The following is a 14,416-nucleotide window of genomic DNA, read 5'->3' on the forward strand; positions in this document are numbered from 1 at the left end:
GTCGATGGCCTCAATCGAAGAGCGTGGCGTCGGCAAGGCGCCGCTTGATGTTGTCGGCGATATAGAGCGCCAGCGCCTGGATGGTGGAGGTCGGGTTCACGCCGCCGGAGGTCACCCAGATGCTGCCATCGACGATGAACAGGTTCTTCACGTCGTGGCTGCGGCCCCATTCGTTGACCACTGAGCGCTCGGGATCGGTGCCCATGCGGGCCGTGCCCATGAGATGCCAGCCGGCATTGAGCATCGGCGCGTCGCTGCCGACATTCTTCGCGCCGGCCGCCGCGAGGATCTCCTTCGAGCGCGCCACGCCGTGGGCGATCATCTTCTTCGTGTTTTCGCCCAGGGTGTAGTCGATCTTCGGCGCGGGAATTCCGTTGCTGTCCTTCAGCACCGGATCGAGCGTCACCCGGTTGTGCTCCTCGGGCAGGTCCTCGCAAATCGCCGAGAGGCCGAGTTTGCGGTTGAAGATGGTGCGGTACACGTCGTGATGCGCCTCGCCCCAGGGGAGGAAGCCGCGTGCGGTATTGGCGATTGCGTCGACGATCGTGCCGGCGCCGCGGTGGAGCTGCAGCGTGTAGCCGCGCACGAAGCCGCGGGCCTTGTCGGTCTCGTAGAATTCCTGGCTCCACAGCGACAGCTGGGCGCCGGTGTTGCCGTCGATGGGCTCGTCGACATAGCCGTAGGTGTGGGCGAACGGGTGGAACATCAGGTTCCGACCGACCAGCCCGCTCGAATTGGCGATGCCGTTGGGGAAGCGGCCCGACACCGAGTTCAGCAGCAGCCGCGGCGTGCCGATGCCGTTGCAGGCCACGATGACCATCTCGGCCGGCTGGAAATGCTCCTTGCCCTCGGCATCGTAGTAGATCGCGCCGTTGGCGAGACCGTCGGGGCCGACCGTGACCTCGCGGACCCGCGCGCGGGTGCGCAGCTCGACGCCGGCTCGGATCGCGTGCGGCCAGTAGGTGACGTCGGCGCTGGCCTTGGCGCCCTGGGCGCAGCCGGGCGTGCAGTGGCCGAGATTGATGCAGGGAGCGCGGCCGTCGTATTCGGTGGTGGCGATGGCGGAATCCGAAGGCCACCAGTGCCAGCCGAGCTTGTTCATCGCCTCGCCGAAGCACTTGCCGGTCTTGCCCAGGGGCAGCGGCGGCATCGGCGGGACATGGTGCGGATAGGCCGGGTCGCCCTCGAGGCCTGCGACGCCGGTCATGCGGTCGTTCTCGGTGAAGTAGGGCTCCAGGGTCGCGTAGTCGACGGGCCAGTCGTCGGCGACGCCGTCGAGCGTCTTCACCCGGAAGTCCGAGGGATGGAGGCGCGGATAATGCGCCGTGTACATGATGGTGCTGCCGCCGACGCCGTTGAAGTTCACGACCTGGATCGGCGACGTGCCGTTGTTGATCGGATAGTCGGTCTCGCGCGCCCGGCGGTTGGGGTTGATGGCGAAGTCGCCGAACAGGCGGGCCTCCCAGTCCCGGCCGTTGGTCGGATAGTCCGTGGGCTTCACCCAGTCGCCCTGTTCGAGGCAGAGGATCCGCATCTTCGTGTCGGCGAGGCTCCACGCCACCGCCGCCCCCGAAGCGCCGGAACCGATGATCAGGACGTCGACCTTTTCGTGCATGGCGTTCTTCCGTTAGCGGGCAAGATGCTGGCTGATGGCATGGGCGACCGGGGCGTGACCGCGGGGAGTCCAGTTGTCCATCGTCGGCAAAGTAGTGGGACAGGAGAGAACCTTGTGCCTCCACGATGGGCTGCCGGTCCAGTACATCGATGCCGCGCCACCACCACAAGGACTGCAACGGCGCCGCGGCGCCGGTGCCCGGTTTCGGATCGTGGATTCTGGGGGCTGGCTTCGAGGCTCATGTTCGAGCAAGACTGACGTGAGTTCATCAGCGAGGAAAGAGCCTTCCCATGCCGGACACCACCCTTGCGCGGCCTGCGGCCACCACGACCGAGCATTTCGAAGTCGTCATCGTTGGCGCCGGCATTTCCGGCATCGGCGGCGCCTATCATCTCACCCAGCAGATGCCCGACCGCAGCTTCGTCATCCTGGAGTCCCAGGAGAGCTTCGGGGGGACCTGGCTGACCCACAAGTATCCTGGCATTCGCTCCGACAGCGACCTCCACACCTTCGGCTATCGCTTCAAGCCTTGGAAGGGCAAGCCGATCGCGACCGCCCAGGAGATCAAGACCTACATGGGCGAGGTGATCGAAGAGAACGACCTGGCGCGCCACATCCGCTACCGCCACCGCATCGAGTCCGCCACCTGGTCGAGCAAGGACAATCTCTGGACCATCGAGGGCGTCCGGACCGACACGGGCGAGGCGGTCCGCTTCACCGCCAACTTCCTCTGGATGTGCCAGGGCTACTACCGCCATTCGGTCGGCTACACGCCGGAATGGAAGGACATGGACCGCTTCAAGGGCCAGATCATCCATCCGCAGACCTGGCCGGAGGATCTCGACTACACGGGCAAGAAGATCGTCGTGATCGGCTCCGGAGCCACGGCCGCCACGGTCATCCCGGCCATGGCCGACAAGGCGGGTCACGTGACGATGCTGCAGCGCTCGCCGACCTATTTCATCCCCGGCCGCAACGCCATCGAGCTCGCCGAGACGCTGCGCCAGCTCGAGGTCGACGAGGCATGGATCCACGAGATCGTGCGCCGCAAGATCCTGCACGACCAGTCGGTCTTCACCCGGCGCGCCTTCGAGGAGTCGGACAAGGTGCGGAGCGAGCTGCTCGCCGGTGTCCGCGCCCATGTCGGACCGGACTTTCCGCTGGAGCCGCATTTCACGCCGAGATACCGGCCCTGGCAGCAGCGCATCGCCTTCGTGCCCGACGGCGATCTCTTCAAGGCGATCCGGGGCGGCAAGGCCTCGGTCGAGACCGACGAGATCAACCGCTTCGTGCCGGAGGGCATCCTGCTCAAGTCGGGCAAGGTGCTCGAGGCCGACATCATCGTGACGGCGACGGGCTTCGACCTGTCGGTGATGGGCGACATCGCCTTCTCCGTGGACGGCAAGCCGGTCGACTTCGCCGATACGGTAACCTATCGCGGCATGATGTTCACCGGTGTGCCCAATATGATCTGGGTTTTCGGCTATTTCCGCGCGAGCTGGACCTTGCGCGCCGACCTTGTCGGCGACTTCGTCTGCCGCCTGCTTGACCACATGGACAAGCACCAGGCCCGAAAGGTCGAGGTCGCCCTGCGCCCCGAGGACGAGGGCATGCCCTTGCTGCCCTGGATCGATCCGGAGAACTTCAATCCCGGCTATATGATGCGCGGCATGCATCTGCTGCCCAAGCGCGGCGACAAGCCGGAGTGGCAGCACACCCAGGACTACTGGAACGAGAAGAACGTCTTTCCAGCCATCGACCTGGAGGACAAGGCGTTCGTCTACGGCTGATCGTTCGGTTGGCTGTTTGAGGAAAGCGAAAGGTCCTTCGCTCCGCTCAGGATGACAATGGTGCTGGCGGGGACGCTGTGCGTCAGCCTACCGTCGCTGTCATCCCGAACGAAGTGAGGGACCCTTGATCATAAGCTCGGGGGAGCGGAGATGGAGCAGGGGAATACGCGCCGGGTGATTGCGGCCGGCGCGATCGGCAATGTGCTGGAATGGTATGATTTCGCGGTCTACGGCTACTTCGCCGCCGCGATCGGTCGGGCCTTCTTTCCCAGCGAGGATCCCGTCGCCCAGGTGCTGTCAGCCTTCGGCATCTTCGCCGTCGGCTTCCTGATGCGGCCGATCGGCGGGGCGGTGATCGGGGCCATCGGCGACCGGCTGGGCCGCCGTGCGGCGCTGACCTTTTCCGTTGCCGCCATGGCCGTTCCGACCTTCCTGGTCGGCGTCCTGCCCGACTACCAGACCCTCGGAATCGCCGCGCCGATCCTGCTGACCCTGCTGCGCATGGTGCAGGGTCTGTCGGTCGGCGGCGAGTACACGACCTCGATCATCTTCATCATCGAACAGTCGCCGCCCAATCGGCGGGCCTTCGTCGGTGCGCTGGGCTGCTGCGGTGCGGTCGGCGGTATCCTGCTGGGGTCGGCCACGGGGGCCTTGCTGGCCTCCGTGATGTCGGAGCAGGCGCTCGAAAGCTGGGGCTGGCGGCTGCCGTTCCTGCTCGGGCTGCTGGTCGGTATCGCAGGGGTCGTTCTGCGCCGCCATGTCCACGAGGCGCCGCGCCAGGTTTCGGCAGCACGCTCGCCGCTGCTCGACACGGTCCGCAACCACGGCCCGCTGCTGGCCAGGCTGGCGGCGCTCTCGGTGTTCAACTCGGTCGGCTTCTACCTGATGTTCGTCTACATCGTGAGCTGGCTGCAGTTCGCCGACAACATCGCGCCCGCCACGGCGCTGGCGATCAATTCGACCAGCATGGCGGTGATGCTGCCGGTCATGGTCCTCATGGGCTGGCTGTCCGACCGGTACGGCAGACGCCCGATGATGCTGGGCGCGGCGGCGCTGGGGTTCGTTGGCGCACTGCCGTTCTTCTGGTTGATGCACCAGGGGCAGCCCGAACTCGTCCTGCTGGGCCAGCTCGGATTCGTTCTCTCGGTCGGCGCCTTCATCGGCGGCCAGCCGGCGCTCATGGTCGAGTCGGTGCCGGCCGCGATCCGCTGCACGGCGATCGCGCTGGGCTACAACGTGACCCTGGGTATCCTCGGCGGCTTCAGCCCGCTGGTCGCCACCTGGCTCGTGCACCGCACGGAGAACGACTACAGCCCGGCCTTCATGATCATGGCCGCCGCCGCGGTCTCCTTCGCGGCGATCCTTCGGTTCGAGGAAACCTACAGGGTGAAGCTGCAGGCCGCCTGATGGCCCGCTCTACTGCAGCTTGATGCCGGCCTCGACGATCAGCTTGCCGAGCAGCTCGCGCTGGCCCGCGATCCAGGTCTTGAACTCGGCCGGCGTGTTGGCGACGAGGTCGGCGCCGGTCGGATCGAGCCGTTCCTTGACCTTCGGGTCCTTGATGGCCTCAGCCACCACGGCCTGCATGCGATCGACCAGGGCGGGCGGCGTGCCGGTGACGGCGAACAGGCCGTTCCAGTCGTTGAGGTCGAAGCCCGGATAGCCGTTTTCGGCGAGGGTCGGCACGTCGGGAAAGGCCGACGAGCGCTTGAGGCTGGTGACGGCCAGAACGCGGGCGCGACCGGCCGCCACGGGCGGGCGGATCGAGTTGGTGGTGATGATCACCGAATCGACGGCGCCCGCGCCGATGTCGCGCGCCGCGTCGGCGCCGCCGCGATAGGGCACGTGGATCAGCTTGATGCCCGCCCGGCGCTGCAGTTCCTCGCCGGCCATGTGTGCCATGCCGGCCGCCGGCGGCGTGCCGTAGCTGATCGTGCCGGGCTTGGCCTTCGCGGCGGCGATATATTCCTGGATGGTCTGCGGGGGAAAGTCCTGCTTCACGGCGACGACCTGCGGGAAGCTCGCGAGCTGGGTCACGGGCACCCAGGTCTGCGCATAGTCGAAGGGCAGGTCCTTCATCAGCAGGGTGTTGGTGATCTGGTTGGCGGCGTCGACCAGGAAGGTCTGGCCGTCACGCGGCGCCTGCAGCACGGCATTGGCGGCGACGACGGCGTTGCCGCCGGTACGGTTGTCGATGATCACCTGCTGGCCGATGATCTCGGCCACGCGCACGGCGATGTTGCGGGCCACCGTGTCGGCTGCGCCGCCGGCCGCGAAGGCAACGACCCAGCGGACCGGACCCTTGGGCCAGTCGCCCTGGGCAAAGCCCTCGCGGGCGATGAAGGGGGCCGCGAGGCCCCCCGCAAGGATGCTGCGCCTTGAAATTCGGCTCATGTCTTCGGTTCCAGCAGTTCGGGCACCACCCAGAGCGCGGGCTCGCCGCGGGCAACCCTCTGGACGTTGTCGAAGCCGTTGCGCAGGCGGGTGATGTTGCTCTCGAAGGTCGGGCCGGCGAGGTGCGCGGTCAGGATGACGTTGTCGAGCTTCAGCAGGGGATTGTCCGGTGGAGTCGGCTCCTCGTCGAACACGTCGAGGCCGGCGCCGAACAGGTTGCCGGTGGAGAGGGCAGCCGTCATCGCCTTCTCGTCGATCACGGGGCCGCGCGAAGTGTTCACGATGATCGCCGACTTCTTCATGGCGGCGAGCTCGTCCTTGCCGATCATGTGGCGGGTCGAAGCGTTCAGCGGCACGTGCAGCGACACGATGTCAGAGTGCTTCAGGATTTCGGGCAACAGGCGGAAGCGGACGCCGAGCGCGTCTTCCTCCTCCTCCTTGAGGCGGGCGATGTCGTAGTAGTGGACGGTCATGCCGAAGGCGAGCGCCAGCTTGGCGACCTTCTTGCCGATCGTGCCGAGGCCGATGATGCCCAGCACGCGGTTGCGGACCTCGTGAACGGTCGGCGGGGAGTTGCCGTGCCAGCGGCCGGCGGTGACGTTGGTGTGCTGGGTGATCAGCCGGCGCGAGACCGCCAGCATGAGCAGCATCGCATGCTCGGAGACGGCGACCGAGTTGGCGCCGCCATTGGCGCAGAGCGGCACGCCGCTCTTGCGCGCCGCCTCGAGATCGGCGCGGTCGTAGCCGGCGCTCAGCATCTGGATCAGCTTGAGGTTCGGCGCATCCTTGAAGAGCTGCGGCGTCACATACTGCTGGATGAAGCCCACGAAATAGTGGGTGCCGGGCAGGGCGGCCTTCTGCTCCGGCGAATTGTGCAGCGCCTTGATGATCTCGTAGCCCTTGGGGGCGAGATCGTCGACCATGGACAGGGTGTCCTTGGGCCCGACGACGAGTACGCGTTCAACCATAACCATTCTCCTCAGACGACTTTCTCGAGTTTCTGCAACGTGCGCAGGTATTTCGGCACCGCAGTGCCGGGGAAGGTGCTCGGCCAGTTGGTATAGCTCACCTCGCCGACATAGATGTCGCCGCGCGAGTCGACCGCCAGGCCGTGCGGCGACAGAAACCGGCCGGTCTCATGGCCCGGTCCATCCTGGCCGCCGAGCCGGGCCAGGGGCTTGCCCTTGCCGTCGACGATCGACAGGCGCGGGCCGAGATTGGTGTGCTTGGTGTTTACCGGCATTCCGGGGCCCAGCTCACCGATGATGAAGGTCGGATTCTTCGCCCCACCGCAGCAATAGAGCGCGCAAGGCCGGTGCATGTTGTTCCACTGCGCCTCGTACTTGCCGTTGCCGTCGAACACCTGCACGCGATGGTTCTCGCGGTCGGCGACATAGACCCAGCCGTCGGCGTCGGTGGCGATATTGTGCGCGATGTTGAATTCGCCGGGATCGGTGCCCGTGGTGCCCCAGCACATCAGATGCTTGCCGCCGGGTGAATATTTGTGGACGCGGCTGTTGCCGTAACCGTCGGAGACGTAGATCTCGCCCTTGGGCGAGAGGGCCGTATGGGTGCAGCGGTTGAACGGCCTGCCGCTCAGGAAGGGCGCGGGCTGATGGGGCACGCCGATCGTCATCAGCACCTTGCCGTCGGTCGAAACCTTGCGGACCGTATGGTCCCCGTCGTCCGTGCAGTAGAGATTGTCGTCGCTGTCGACGTGGAGGCCGTGAGCGCGGCTGAACAGGCCTTCGCCCCAGGAGCGCAGGAAGTTGCCGTCCCGGTCGAACACCATCATCGGATGGTCACCGCGGTTGAAGACGTAGACGCGGTCCTTGCTGTCGCAGGCGACGGCGGCGACGTCACGGAACTGCCAGCCGTCGGGCAGCTTCGCCCAGTTCTCGACCACCCTGTAGCGATGTTCCCCACTGCCAAGCACGACCGACATGACGACTCCTCAGTGACCGGCGAGCATGGCGTCCGAGATCTTCTCGGCCGACATCAGCGTCGGGAAATTTGTATTGGCGCAGGGCACCACAGGGAAGATCGAGGCGTCGACCACGCGCAGCCCCTGCACGCCGCGCACCCGTCCCTGGGTGTCGACCACGGCCATGGGATCGTCGTCGCGGCCCATGCGGCAGGTACAGGAGGCATGCCACACGCCAATCGCCGCCTTGCGCACGAAGGCCTCCAGCGCATCGTCGTCGTTCAGCACCTGGTCGAAGGTGAAGCCCTCGACCACGTAGTTCTCGATCATGTAGCGGCGTAGCGCCGCCGGGCCGTCGAGCATCGTGGCGATCAGCCGGGTCAGCCACTTGTTCTTGTTGTTGACGACGCCGATCTGACGTACCCGGTCGCTGTAGGAGGCCGGGAAGGGGACATCGGTCACTTCGCGCAGTGCCTCGGTCATCTGCACCGCGGCCATCAGCTTGAAGCCGCTCATCAGCCGGTCGAGGTCGCGCTTGTCGGACAGCAGGTTGAACTCGACGACCGGCTCGGTGCGCCAGTCGCGCGAGGCGAGCTTGACCTGCCCCGTCTCGGAATAGGTCTTGTTGATGAAGGTCAGCAGCGAGGCGAGCTGCTCGCCCAAAGCATGCCACGCCGACTTGCTGACCACGGCCACGAACATGTCGCCCTTCGGGATACCGGGCAGGTTCGACGAATAGCGCAGGCCGACATGGATGTGCCGCCGCGTGTGTTCGCGCAGGCGGGCGCCGCGCTTGATGAACGACGACAGCGCGATCGAGGGATGATCCATCAGCCGCTGGCCGACGCCGGGCAGGGCGGAGACGACGGGAATTCCCAGCTCGGCGAGCTGCCCGACGGGGCCTATGCCCGCGCGCATCAGATGTGCCGGTGAATGGATGGCGCCGCTGGACAGGATCACCTCGCGGGCGCGGAATTCCTGCTCCCTGCCGCCGACCCGGGCCGTGACGCCGACGCAGCGCGTGCCCTCGAACAGCAGCGACGTCACCTGCGTGTCGGTCGAGAGGGTGAGGTTGGGGCGCTTGCGCGTCTCGGCGTCGAGATAGCCCATGGCGGCCGAAACGCGCCGTTCATCGGCATTGGAATGGGTGACCGGGAAATAGCCGTCGACGAACTCGCCGTTCTGGTCGGGCAGGTACTTGAACCCCTTTTCCTCGAAGGCGCGGCCGACGGCCTGCGCGTGACCCGCCCAATGCTCGCGCGGGATACGGCGCACGGGGATGCGGCCGTCCTTGCCGTGGAGAGGCCCGTCGAAATCGAGGTCGCGCTCGACCTTCTTGAAATAAGGCAGCACGTCGTTCCATCCCCAGCCGGACGCGCCGCGACTTTCCCATTCGGCATAGTCGGTCGGGGCACCGCGGTTGGCCATCTGGCCGTTGATGGAGGAGCCGCCGCCCAGCACACGCGCCTGTTCGTACTTGCGCAGAGGCGGACGGTTCTCCTGCGGATTGTTGTGGCTCACGACCTGGGTGTGGACCTTGAGGTCGGTCCAGTGGAATCGCGGATCGAAGTAAGCCGTGCCGGAATAGCTGTCGGTGATCTCCTTCGGCTCCTGGCCGGGCGGCGTATCCGGACCGGCTTCGCACAGCAGGACCTTGTTGGCGCTGCGGGCCGAAAGCCGATGGGCCATGACCGAGCCTGCCGACCCGCCGCCGACGATGATGTAGTCGTACACTTGGCGTTTCCCCGTTTATTGCAGCCACGCTAGCACGGTTATGGGCGGTTGTGTCCGTCCGCTTGCGTGACGCGAACAAGCCTGCAATCGTCGGCAAAAGCGTCGAGGGCGGTTTCGTATGCCGGACGTTGCGTCCGCGAATGCCGCCTTCGCCGGAATCAATCGATCTGGGGAGGGCTCGTGATGGCCTACGATCTCGTCATTCGCGGCGGCACGCTCGTCGACGGTTCCGGCGCTCCCCGTTTCACCGCCGATGTCGGCATCAAGGACGGGATGATCGCCGAGATCGGTCGCATCACTTCCGCGGCGTCGCAGACGATCGACGCCGACGGGCTGATCGTTTCGCCCGGCTTCATCGACGGCCACACGCACATGGATGCGCAGGTCGCGTGGGATCCGCTCGGCAGTTGTTCCTGCTGGCACGGCGTCACGTCGGTGGTGATGAGCAATTGCGGATTTGCCCTCGCTCCCTGCAAGCCGGAGGATCGCGACCTCTATGCGCGCTGTCTCTCGGCGGTCGAGGACATCCCGACCGAGGCGATGGCCGCGGGCATCGACTGGACCTGGGAGACCTTCCCGGAATATCTCGCGACCGTGGAGCGCCTGCCCAAGGCGATCAACTACGGCATGTATATCGGCCACTCGGCGCTGCGCATGTACGCGATGGGCAAGCGGGCCTTCACCGAGAAGGCCACCGAGGACGAGATGGTCCGCATGGCCGACCTCGTGAAGGAGGCGTTGCGGGCAGGGGCCATGGGCTTTTCCAGCTCTCGCGCCTCGACGCACGTGACGCCGGACAACACGCCGGTCGCCAGCCGCATCGCCGAGTGGGAGGAGATCGACCGCATCGTGGCGGCCATGGCCGAGCTCAATGCCGGCATCTTCCAGGTGGGACCCGACATTGCGAGCGGGCCGGCCCACCGCGCCTTCCTCGCGCGGCTGCGGGAGGTGGCGCTGACCTACAAGCGTCCGGTCATGTTCGGCGTGCTCGCGACCAAGCAGGGCGACGATCCGACGGGCTGGGCCTACCAGACGCGCTACATCGACGAGACGGTGGCGGCTGGCGGGCGCATGTTCGGCCAGGGCACGACCCGTTCGATCAACGCGATCTTCTCGCTGAAATCCTACCTGCCGTTCGACGTGCTGCCGGCCTGGCGCAGGGTCCGCGATCTGCCTCTCGACGAGCAGAAGCGGCGGCTGGCCGATCCCGAGGTGCGGCGCGAACTGGTGGCAGCCGAGGAGCGGATGAAGCCGCGCGACAACGTCTTCCAGGGCGGAGGGGCGGCGACGACGGATCCCCGCAAGCCGGACTATTCCAACCTGTACGCATTGAACGGCGTCGACTGGGACGATCCAACGGTCGAGCAGCTCGCCAGGGCGCGCGGTCAACATCCGGTCGAAGTCATGATCGACCTGTCGCTGGCCAACGAGAACCAGGTCTACGTCCAGCCACTGGTCAACGAATCGCCGGACGACGTGCTCGGCATTTTGAAGCACGAGCGCACGTTGGCGACCTTCTCCGATTCCGGCGCCCATGTCGCGCAGGAGATGGGCTCGTCGCTGCAGACGCATCTTCTCAGCTACTGGGTGCGCAAGCGCGGGGCCTTCACGCTCGAAGAGGGCGTGAAGAAGATCACCCGCGACAACGCCGTCGCCTGGGACCTCGCCGACCGCGGCCTGCTCCGCGAGGGGTACCGGGCCGATCTGGTGCTGTTCGAAGAGGATCGTATCCGCCCGGCATTGCCGACGGTCGAACGCGACCTGCCCGGCGGTGCCCGCCGTCTGGTCCAGAAGGCGGAAGGAATCCGGGCCACCCTGGTGAACGGCGCCGTGGCCTTCGAGAACGGGGAGGCGACGGGCGCCTATGCCGGCACGGTGCTGAAGGGACCGCTTGCCCGCTGACGGGCTCTTGCCACTTCACCTGCCGAGGTTCAAGACGTGGCCGATGGTCTTGCAGGCGGATGGTCCTGCAGCCCGTCTGTGAGCGAGGCGAAGAGACCGACACCCAGCGATGGAAGACGCCGTCTACGATTATGAGAAGGGAATCCCTGCGGGATTCTACGACAAGGTCTACCGGCAGAAAATCGGCATCCGGTATTGCTGGCACGACTTCAAGTTCCGGACCGTGACGGCTCTCCTGGGGCGTCCTCGGCGGGTTCTGGACATCGGCTGTGGCCCAGGCACCTTCATCGGCAATTATCTGCCGGGTGTCGAGGCGCTCGGTCTCGACATCAGCGCCGCCCAGGTCGACTACGCAACCCGCACCTACGGAAGTGCGACGCATCGCTTTTCCATCCGATCGCCGGCCAGCCTGTTGGAGAGCGGTGAGCGTTTCGACGTGGTGACGGTGATCGAACTGATCGAACATCTGGCGCCGGCGGCGGCGATCCATCTCCTGTCCGAGGCGCGCGCGCTGCTGGCACCCGACGGTCTCCTCGTCGTGACCACGCCTAACTACCGGTCGCTCTGGCCACTGATCGAACTGGGCGTCAACGCGGTGTCTCCCGTGACCTATGTCGAACAGCACATCAACAAGTACTGCCGAAGCCTGCTGGGCGAGCATCTCGCTGCCGCGGGCTATCGCGACGTCTCGATCAGCACCGCGGTCGGCTTGGCGCCGTTCGCGGCCGTACTAGGCCTCGGGACGGCCAATGCCCTGCATGGTCTCGAGGCGCGTCTGAAGTGTCTGGGCGCCGGTAATCTTCTGTTGGCTACGGCGCGGCCGTGACCCGCCTGCAGGGGCTGATCTGCCTCGCTGCGGCGGCGCTGATGCTGGGCGAGGTCGCCGTCGTCGGGTCGAGATATGGCTTTCTGCTCGCCGGCACGTTCACGGCGGCCATGGCCTTGGTGCTCGTGCATCTGACGGCGGGACGGCGCGGGGACGGATACGGCGGGCTGCTCTACGCCGTGGGCGTGCTCGGGGCCGTTGCCGGATACTGCTACCTGGCGCTGGCGCCCTCGGGCGCGATCTCTCCCCAGGACGAAGTCATCGACTGGGGCCGGATGGACAAGCGTGCGCTGGTCTTCGGTTATCTCGGCATCGCGGCTTTCATCGCCTTTCACTGGCTCTGGAGGGCCTACAGGCGGGGCGCACCGCCGGCCGCTCGCCCGGCGGCGGCCGTGGCCCGGCGCGAATGGCCCGTGCGGCTTCTGGGCGCTCTCGGCATCGCACTGCTGGCCTATTGCTGGCTCGGCCTCCCGGCGCTGAGGAGCGTCGGCATCGTCGGCGAAGTCGGGCTGGCCAAGTTCTACGACCTGCACTCGCACGTCCACCTGAGCGCGCTGCAGCAGATCAGGCTCGGCGCGATCCCTTACCTGGAGGCGCAGACCCAGTACGGACCGGGCAACCAACTCCTGATGGGCGCCCTCACGGATTTCGTGCACTTCAGCAATCACGGCTTCTTCGCCGCCAACCTCCTGCTCAACGTCGTCTGCGTCATCGTCTTCTTCGTCGTGCTGCAGCAATTCCTGGGCTTCGGTTGGGCCGTCGCCGGGCTCGTCGGCTGGACGCTGTGGCCGAGCCCGGCCGAGAGGATCGATCTGGCGGGATGGGCCGTGCTCACGCGATGGATGGCGATTCCCATCCTGTCGCTGTGGCTCGCCTGGCTGCTGCTGGGAGCGGGGGCCGCGCGACGCGGCTGGCCGCCGGCCGTGCTGGCGGGAATGCTCTGGGGTGTGGGCGGCTTCCTCAGCCAGGAGAATCTGAGCGGCGGCCTTCTCGTCTTCGCCTTTTCGCTCGCCCTGTTCGGCCCGGCGTCAGGGTTGCCGCTCCGACGGCTCGCGAGCTTCGCGGGCCTGTTCGTCCTCGCCGGCGGCGTGACCTTCGTGGCGCTGGTCTCTGCCTTCGTAGGACCGTCGCACCTCTTCGAGGTCGTGGCGCTGGCCAATGCAAAATCGAGCCTGGTGATGGCCGGCGTCTCCAACTCGATATGGTCGGACAATCTCGGCCTGAAGCTTACCGCCAACATCGTGGACGGCCGACTGGAAACGGATCTGCTGGAATCCGGTGACTTCAGGGACCTCATCCTGACCTACGCTCTGGTTCTGCCTTTCCTGCTGGCGATCGGTCTGCTGGCGGCCTTCCTCGGACGGCGGTGGACAACCGTCGCTGAGCCGACACGGGTGTTCTGCCGGAAGTTCGCGGGCGTTCTGGTCGGCGCCTTCGTACTGCATCTCTTCTCGCTGCTGCGCTCCGACACGTCGCATCTGGCGGGACCTTCGTTCCTGCTGGCGCTGTTCCTGCTGATGCTGCCGGTCTTCCTTTGGCGCTGCCTGACGCCCGGGAGGACACGGACCGCGCTGATGGTCGTGTCGGTCGCCGTCATCGCCGAGGCCATCGTATCCGGCCGTGTCGAAGTCGAGCGGCGGGTGGCCGGTTTCGGCGAAATCCGGCGCGAGTCGGCTGCAGTGCTCGATCTCTATGGCGAGCTGCGCGGCCATCGCGGCGAAGCTCCGGATTTTGCCGGCCTCTATTCACCGCTTCCCCGGTTCCAGACAGCCTTCCGCACGCATCCAGACTTCGCCGAGGCGGAAGAATTCTTCCGCCTGCTGCGCGACCGTCTCCAAGGGCGGTCCGTCGAGCTGGGGTCCTACAAGTTCGACGACCTCGTCGCGCATCCCGATACGGCCTACTTCCTGGGCGGGCTGCGTTCGGTTTCGGGGATCACTTCGCCGAAGAACAGCCTCTGGCTGCGGTCGGAGCAGCAGGACTGGATCAGCCGGATCGCCAGCGCCCGCAGCGGTTGCCTCTTCTTCGACGCGCAGTCCAACAAGCAGCTGGTCGAGGCCTGGATGCGGTCGGTCAAGCCGCCCCAGACCATGGTGACGGAGCCGATCACCGGCCGGCGCGAGTACGGCATCCTTGCCTGCAAGTCGGGTGCCCCGTTGTAAACCGTGCAGGACAAGCGCGGCTTCTCTTGGCAGACCGGATGCCCCATTCTGATCCTGGGGAAATGAGGA

General features: G+C 66.3%; 10 protein-coding genes. 5 read left to right on the forward strand and 5 right to left on the reverse strand.

The genetic code is table 11. The features are described from left to right. Positions 1-10: 10 nt before the first annotated feature. Positions 11-1,615, reverse strand: coding sequence for a GMC family oxidoreductase (locus ACP15H_RS06885; protein ID WP_425065458.1), 1,605 nt, complete (start codon positions 1,613-1,615; stop codon positions 11-13). A 290-nt stretch (positions 1,616-1,905) separates the two neighbouring features. Between ACP15H_RS06885 and ACP15H_RS06890 the strand changes: the two genes are divergently transcribed. Together ACP15H_RS06890 and ACP15H_RS06895 are read left to right on the forward strand one after the other, a co-directional pair. Continuing rightward, positions 1,906-3,405 (forward strand): flavin-containing monooxygenase, encoded by a 1,500-nt coding sequence (locus ACP15H_RS06890; RefSeq protein ID WP_425065459.1) that lies wholly within the window; start codon positions 1,906-1,908, stop codon positions 3,403-3,405. Between the two features lie 150 nt (positions 3,406-3,555). Continuing rightward, complete coding sequence (locus tag ACP15H_RS06895; protein ID WP_425065460.1) at positions 3,556-4,812, forward strand: MFS transporter; 1,257 nt, start codon at positions 3,556-3,558, stop codon at positions 4,810-4,812. A gap of 9 nt (positions 4,813-4,821) precedes the next feature. On the opposite strand, the gene ACP15H_RS06900 is transcribed toward ACP15H_RS06895, so the two are convergent. Genes ACP15H_RS06900 through ACP15H_RS06915 form a run of 4 tightly spaced genes read right to left on the reverse strand, consistent with a single transcriptional unit; the run spans position 4,822 to position 9,457 of the window. Beyond that, positions 4,822-5,799 (reverse strand): Bug family tripartite tricarboxylate transporter substrate binding protein, encoded by a 978-nt coding sequence (locus ACP15H_RS06900; RefSeq protein WP_425065461.1) that lies wholly within the window; start codon positions 5,797-5,799, stop codon positions 4,822-4,824. After that, positions 5,796-6,767, reverse strand: coding sequence for an NAD(P)-dependent oxidoreductase (locus tag ACP15H_RS06905; protein WP_425065462.1), 972 nt, complete (start codon positions 6,765-6,767; stop codon positions 5,796-5,798). Before ACP15H_RS06905 ends, ACP15H_RS06900 begins: the two co-directional genes overlap by 4 nt. Positions 6,768-6,778: 11 nt before the next feature. Continuing rightward, on the reverse strand, positions 6,779-7,744 hold the full coding sequence (locus tag ACP15H_RS06910; protein WP_425065463.1) for a peptidyl-alpha-hydroxyglycine alpha-amidating lyase family protein: 966 nt from the start codon (positions 7,742-7,744) through the stop codon (positions 6,779-6,781). Between the two features lie 9 nt (positions 7,745-7,753). Then, on the reverse strand, positions 7,754-9,457 hold the full coding sequence (locus ACP15H_RS06915; protein ID WP_425065464.1) for a GMC family oxidoreductase: 1,704 nt from the start codon (positions 9,455-9,457) through the stop codon (positions 7,754-7,756). A gap of 183 nt (positions 9,458-9,640) precedes the next feature. Between ACP15H_RS06915 and ACP15H_RS06920 the strand changes: the two genes are divergently transcribed. The 3 genes from ACP15H_RS06920 (at position 9,641) to ACP15H_RS06930 (ending at position 14,347) form a co-directional block, all read left to right on the forward strand. After that, the gene (locus tag ACP15H_RS06920; RefSeq protein ID WP_425065465.1) at positions 9,641-11,359 is read left to right on the forward strand and encodes an N-acyl-D-amino-acid deacylase family protein; all 1,719 of its coding nucleotides are present in this window, start codon (positions 9,641-9,643) and stop codon (positions 11,357-11,359) included. Positions 11,360-11,468: 109 nt separating this feature from the next. Continuing rightward, positions 11,469-12,185 carry a class I SAM-dependent methyltransferase gene (locus ACP15H_RS06925; RefSeq protein WP_425065466.1) on the forward strand — a complete coding sequence of 239 codons (717 nt, stop codon included), beginning with the start codon at positions 11,469-11,471 and terminating at the stop codon, positions 12,183-12,185. Beyond that, entirely contained in the window at positions 12,182-14,347 is a 2,166-nt protein-coding gene (locus ACP15H_RS06930) for a hypothetical protein (protein ID WP_425065467.1), read from the forward strand. The genes ACP15H_RS06925 and ACP15H_RS06930 overlap by 4 nt, the downstream gene beginning before the upstream one ends. The last annotated feature ends 69 nt before the right edge of the window (positions 14,348-14,416 follow it).

It is taken from the genome of Reyranella sp. (assembly GCF_965249915.1).
GTDB lineage: Bacteria > Pseudomonadota > Alphaproteobacteria > Reyranellales > Reyranellaceae > Reyranella.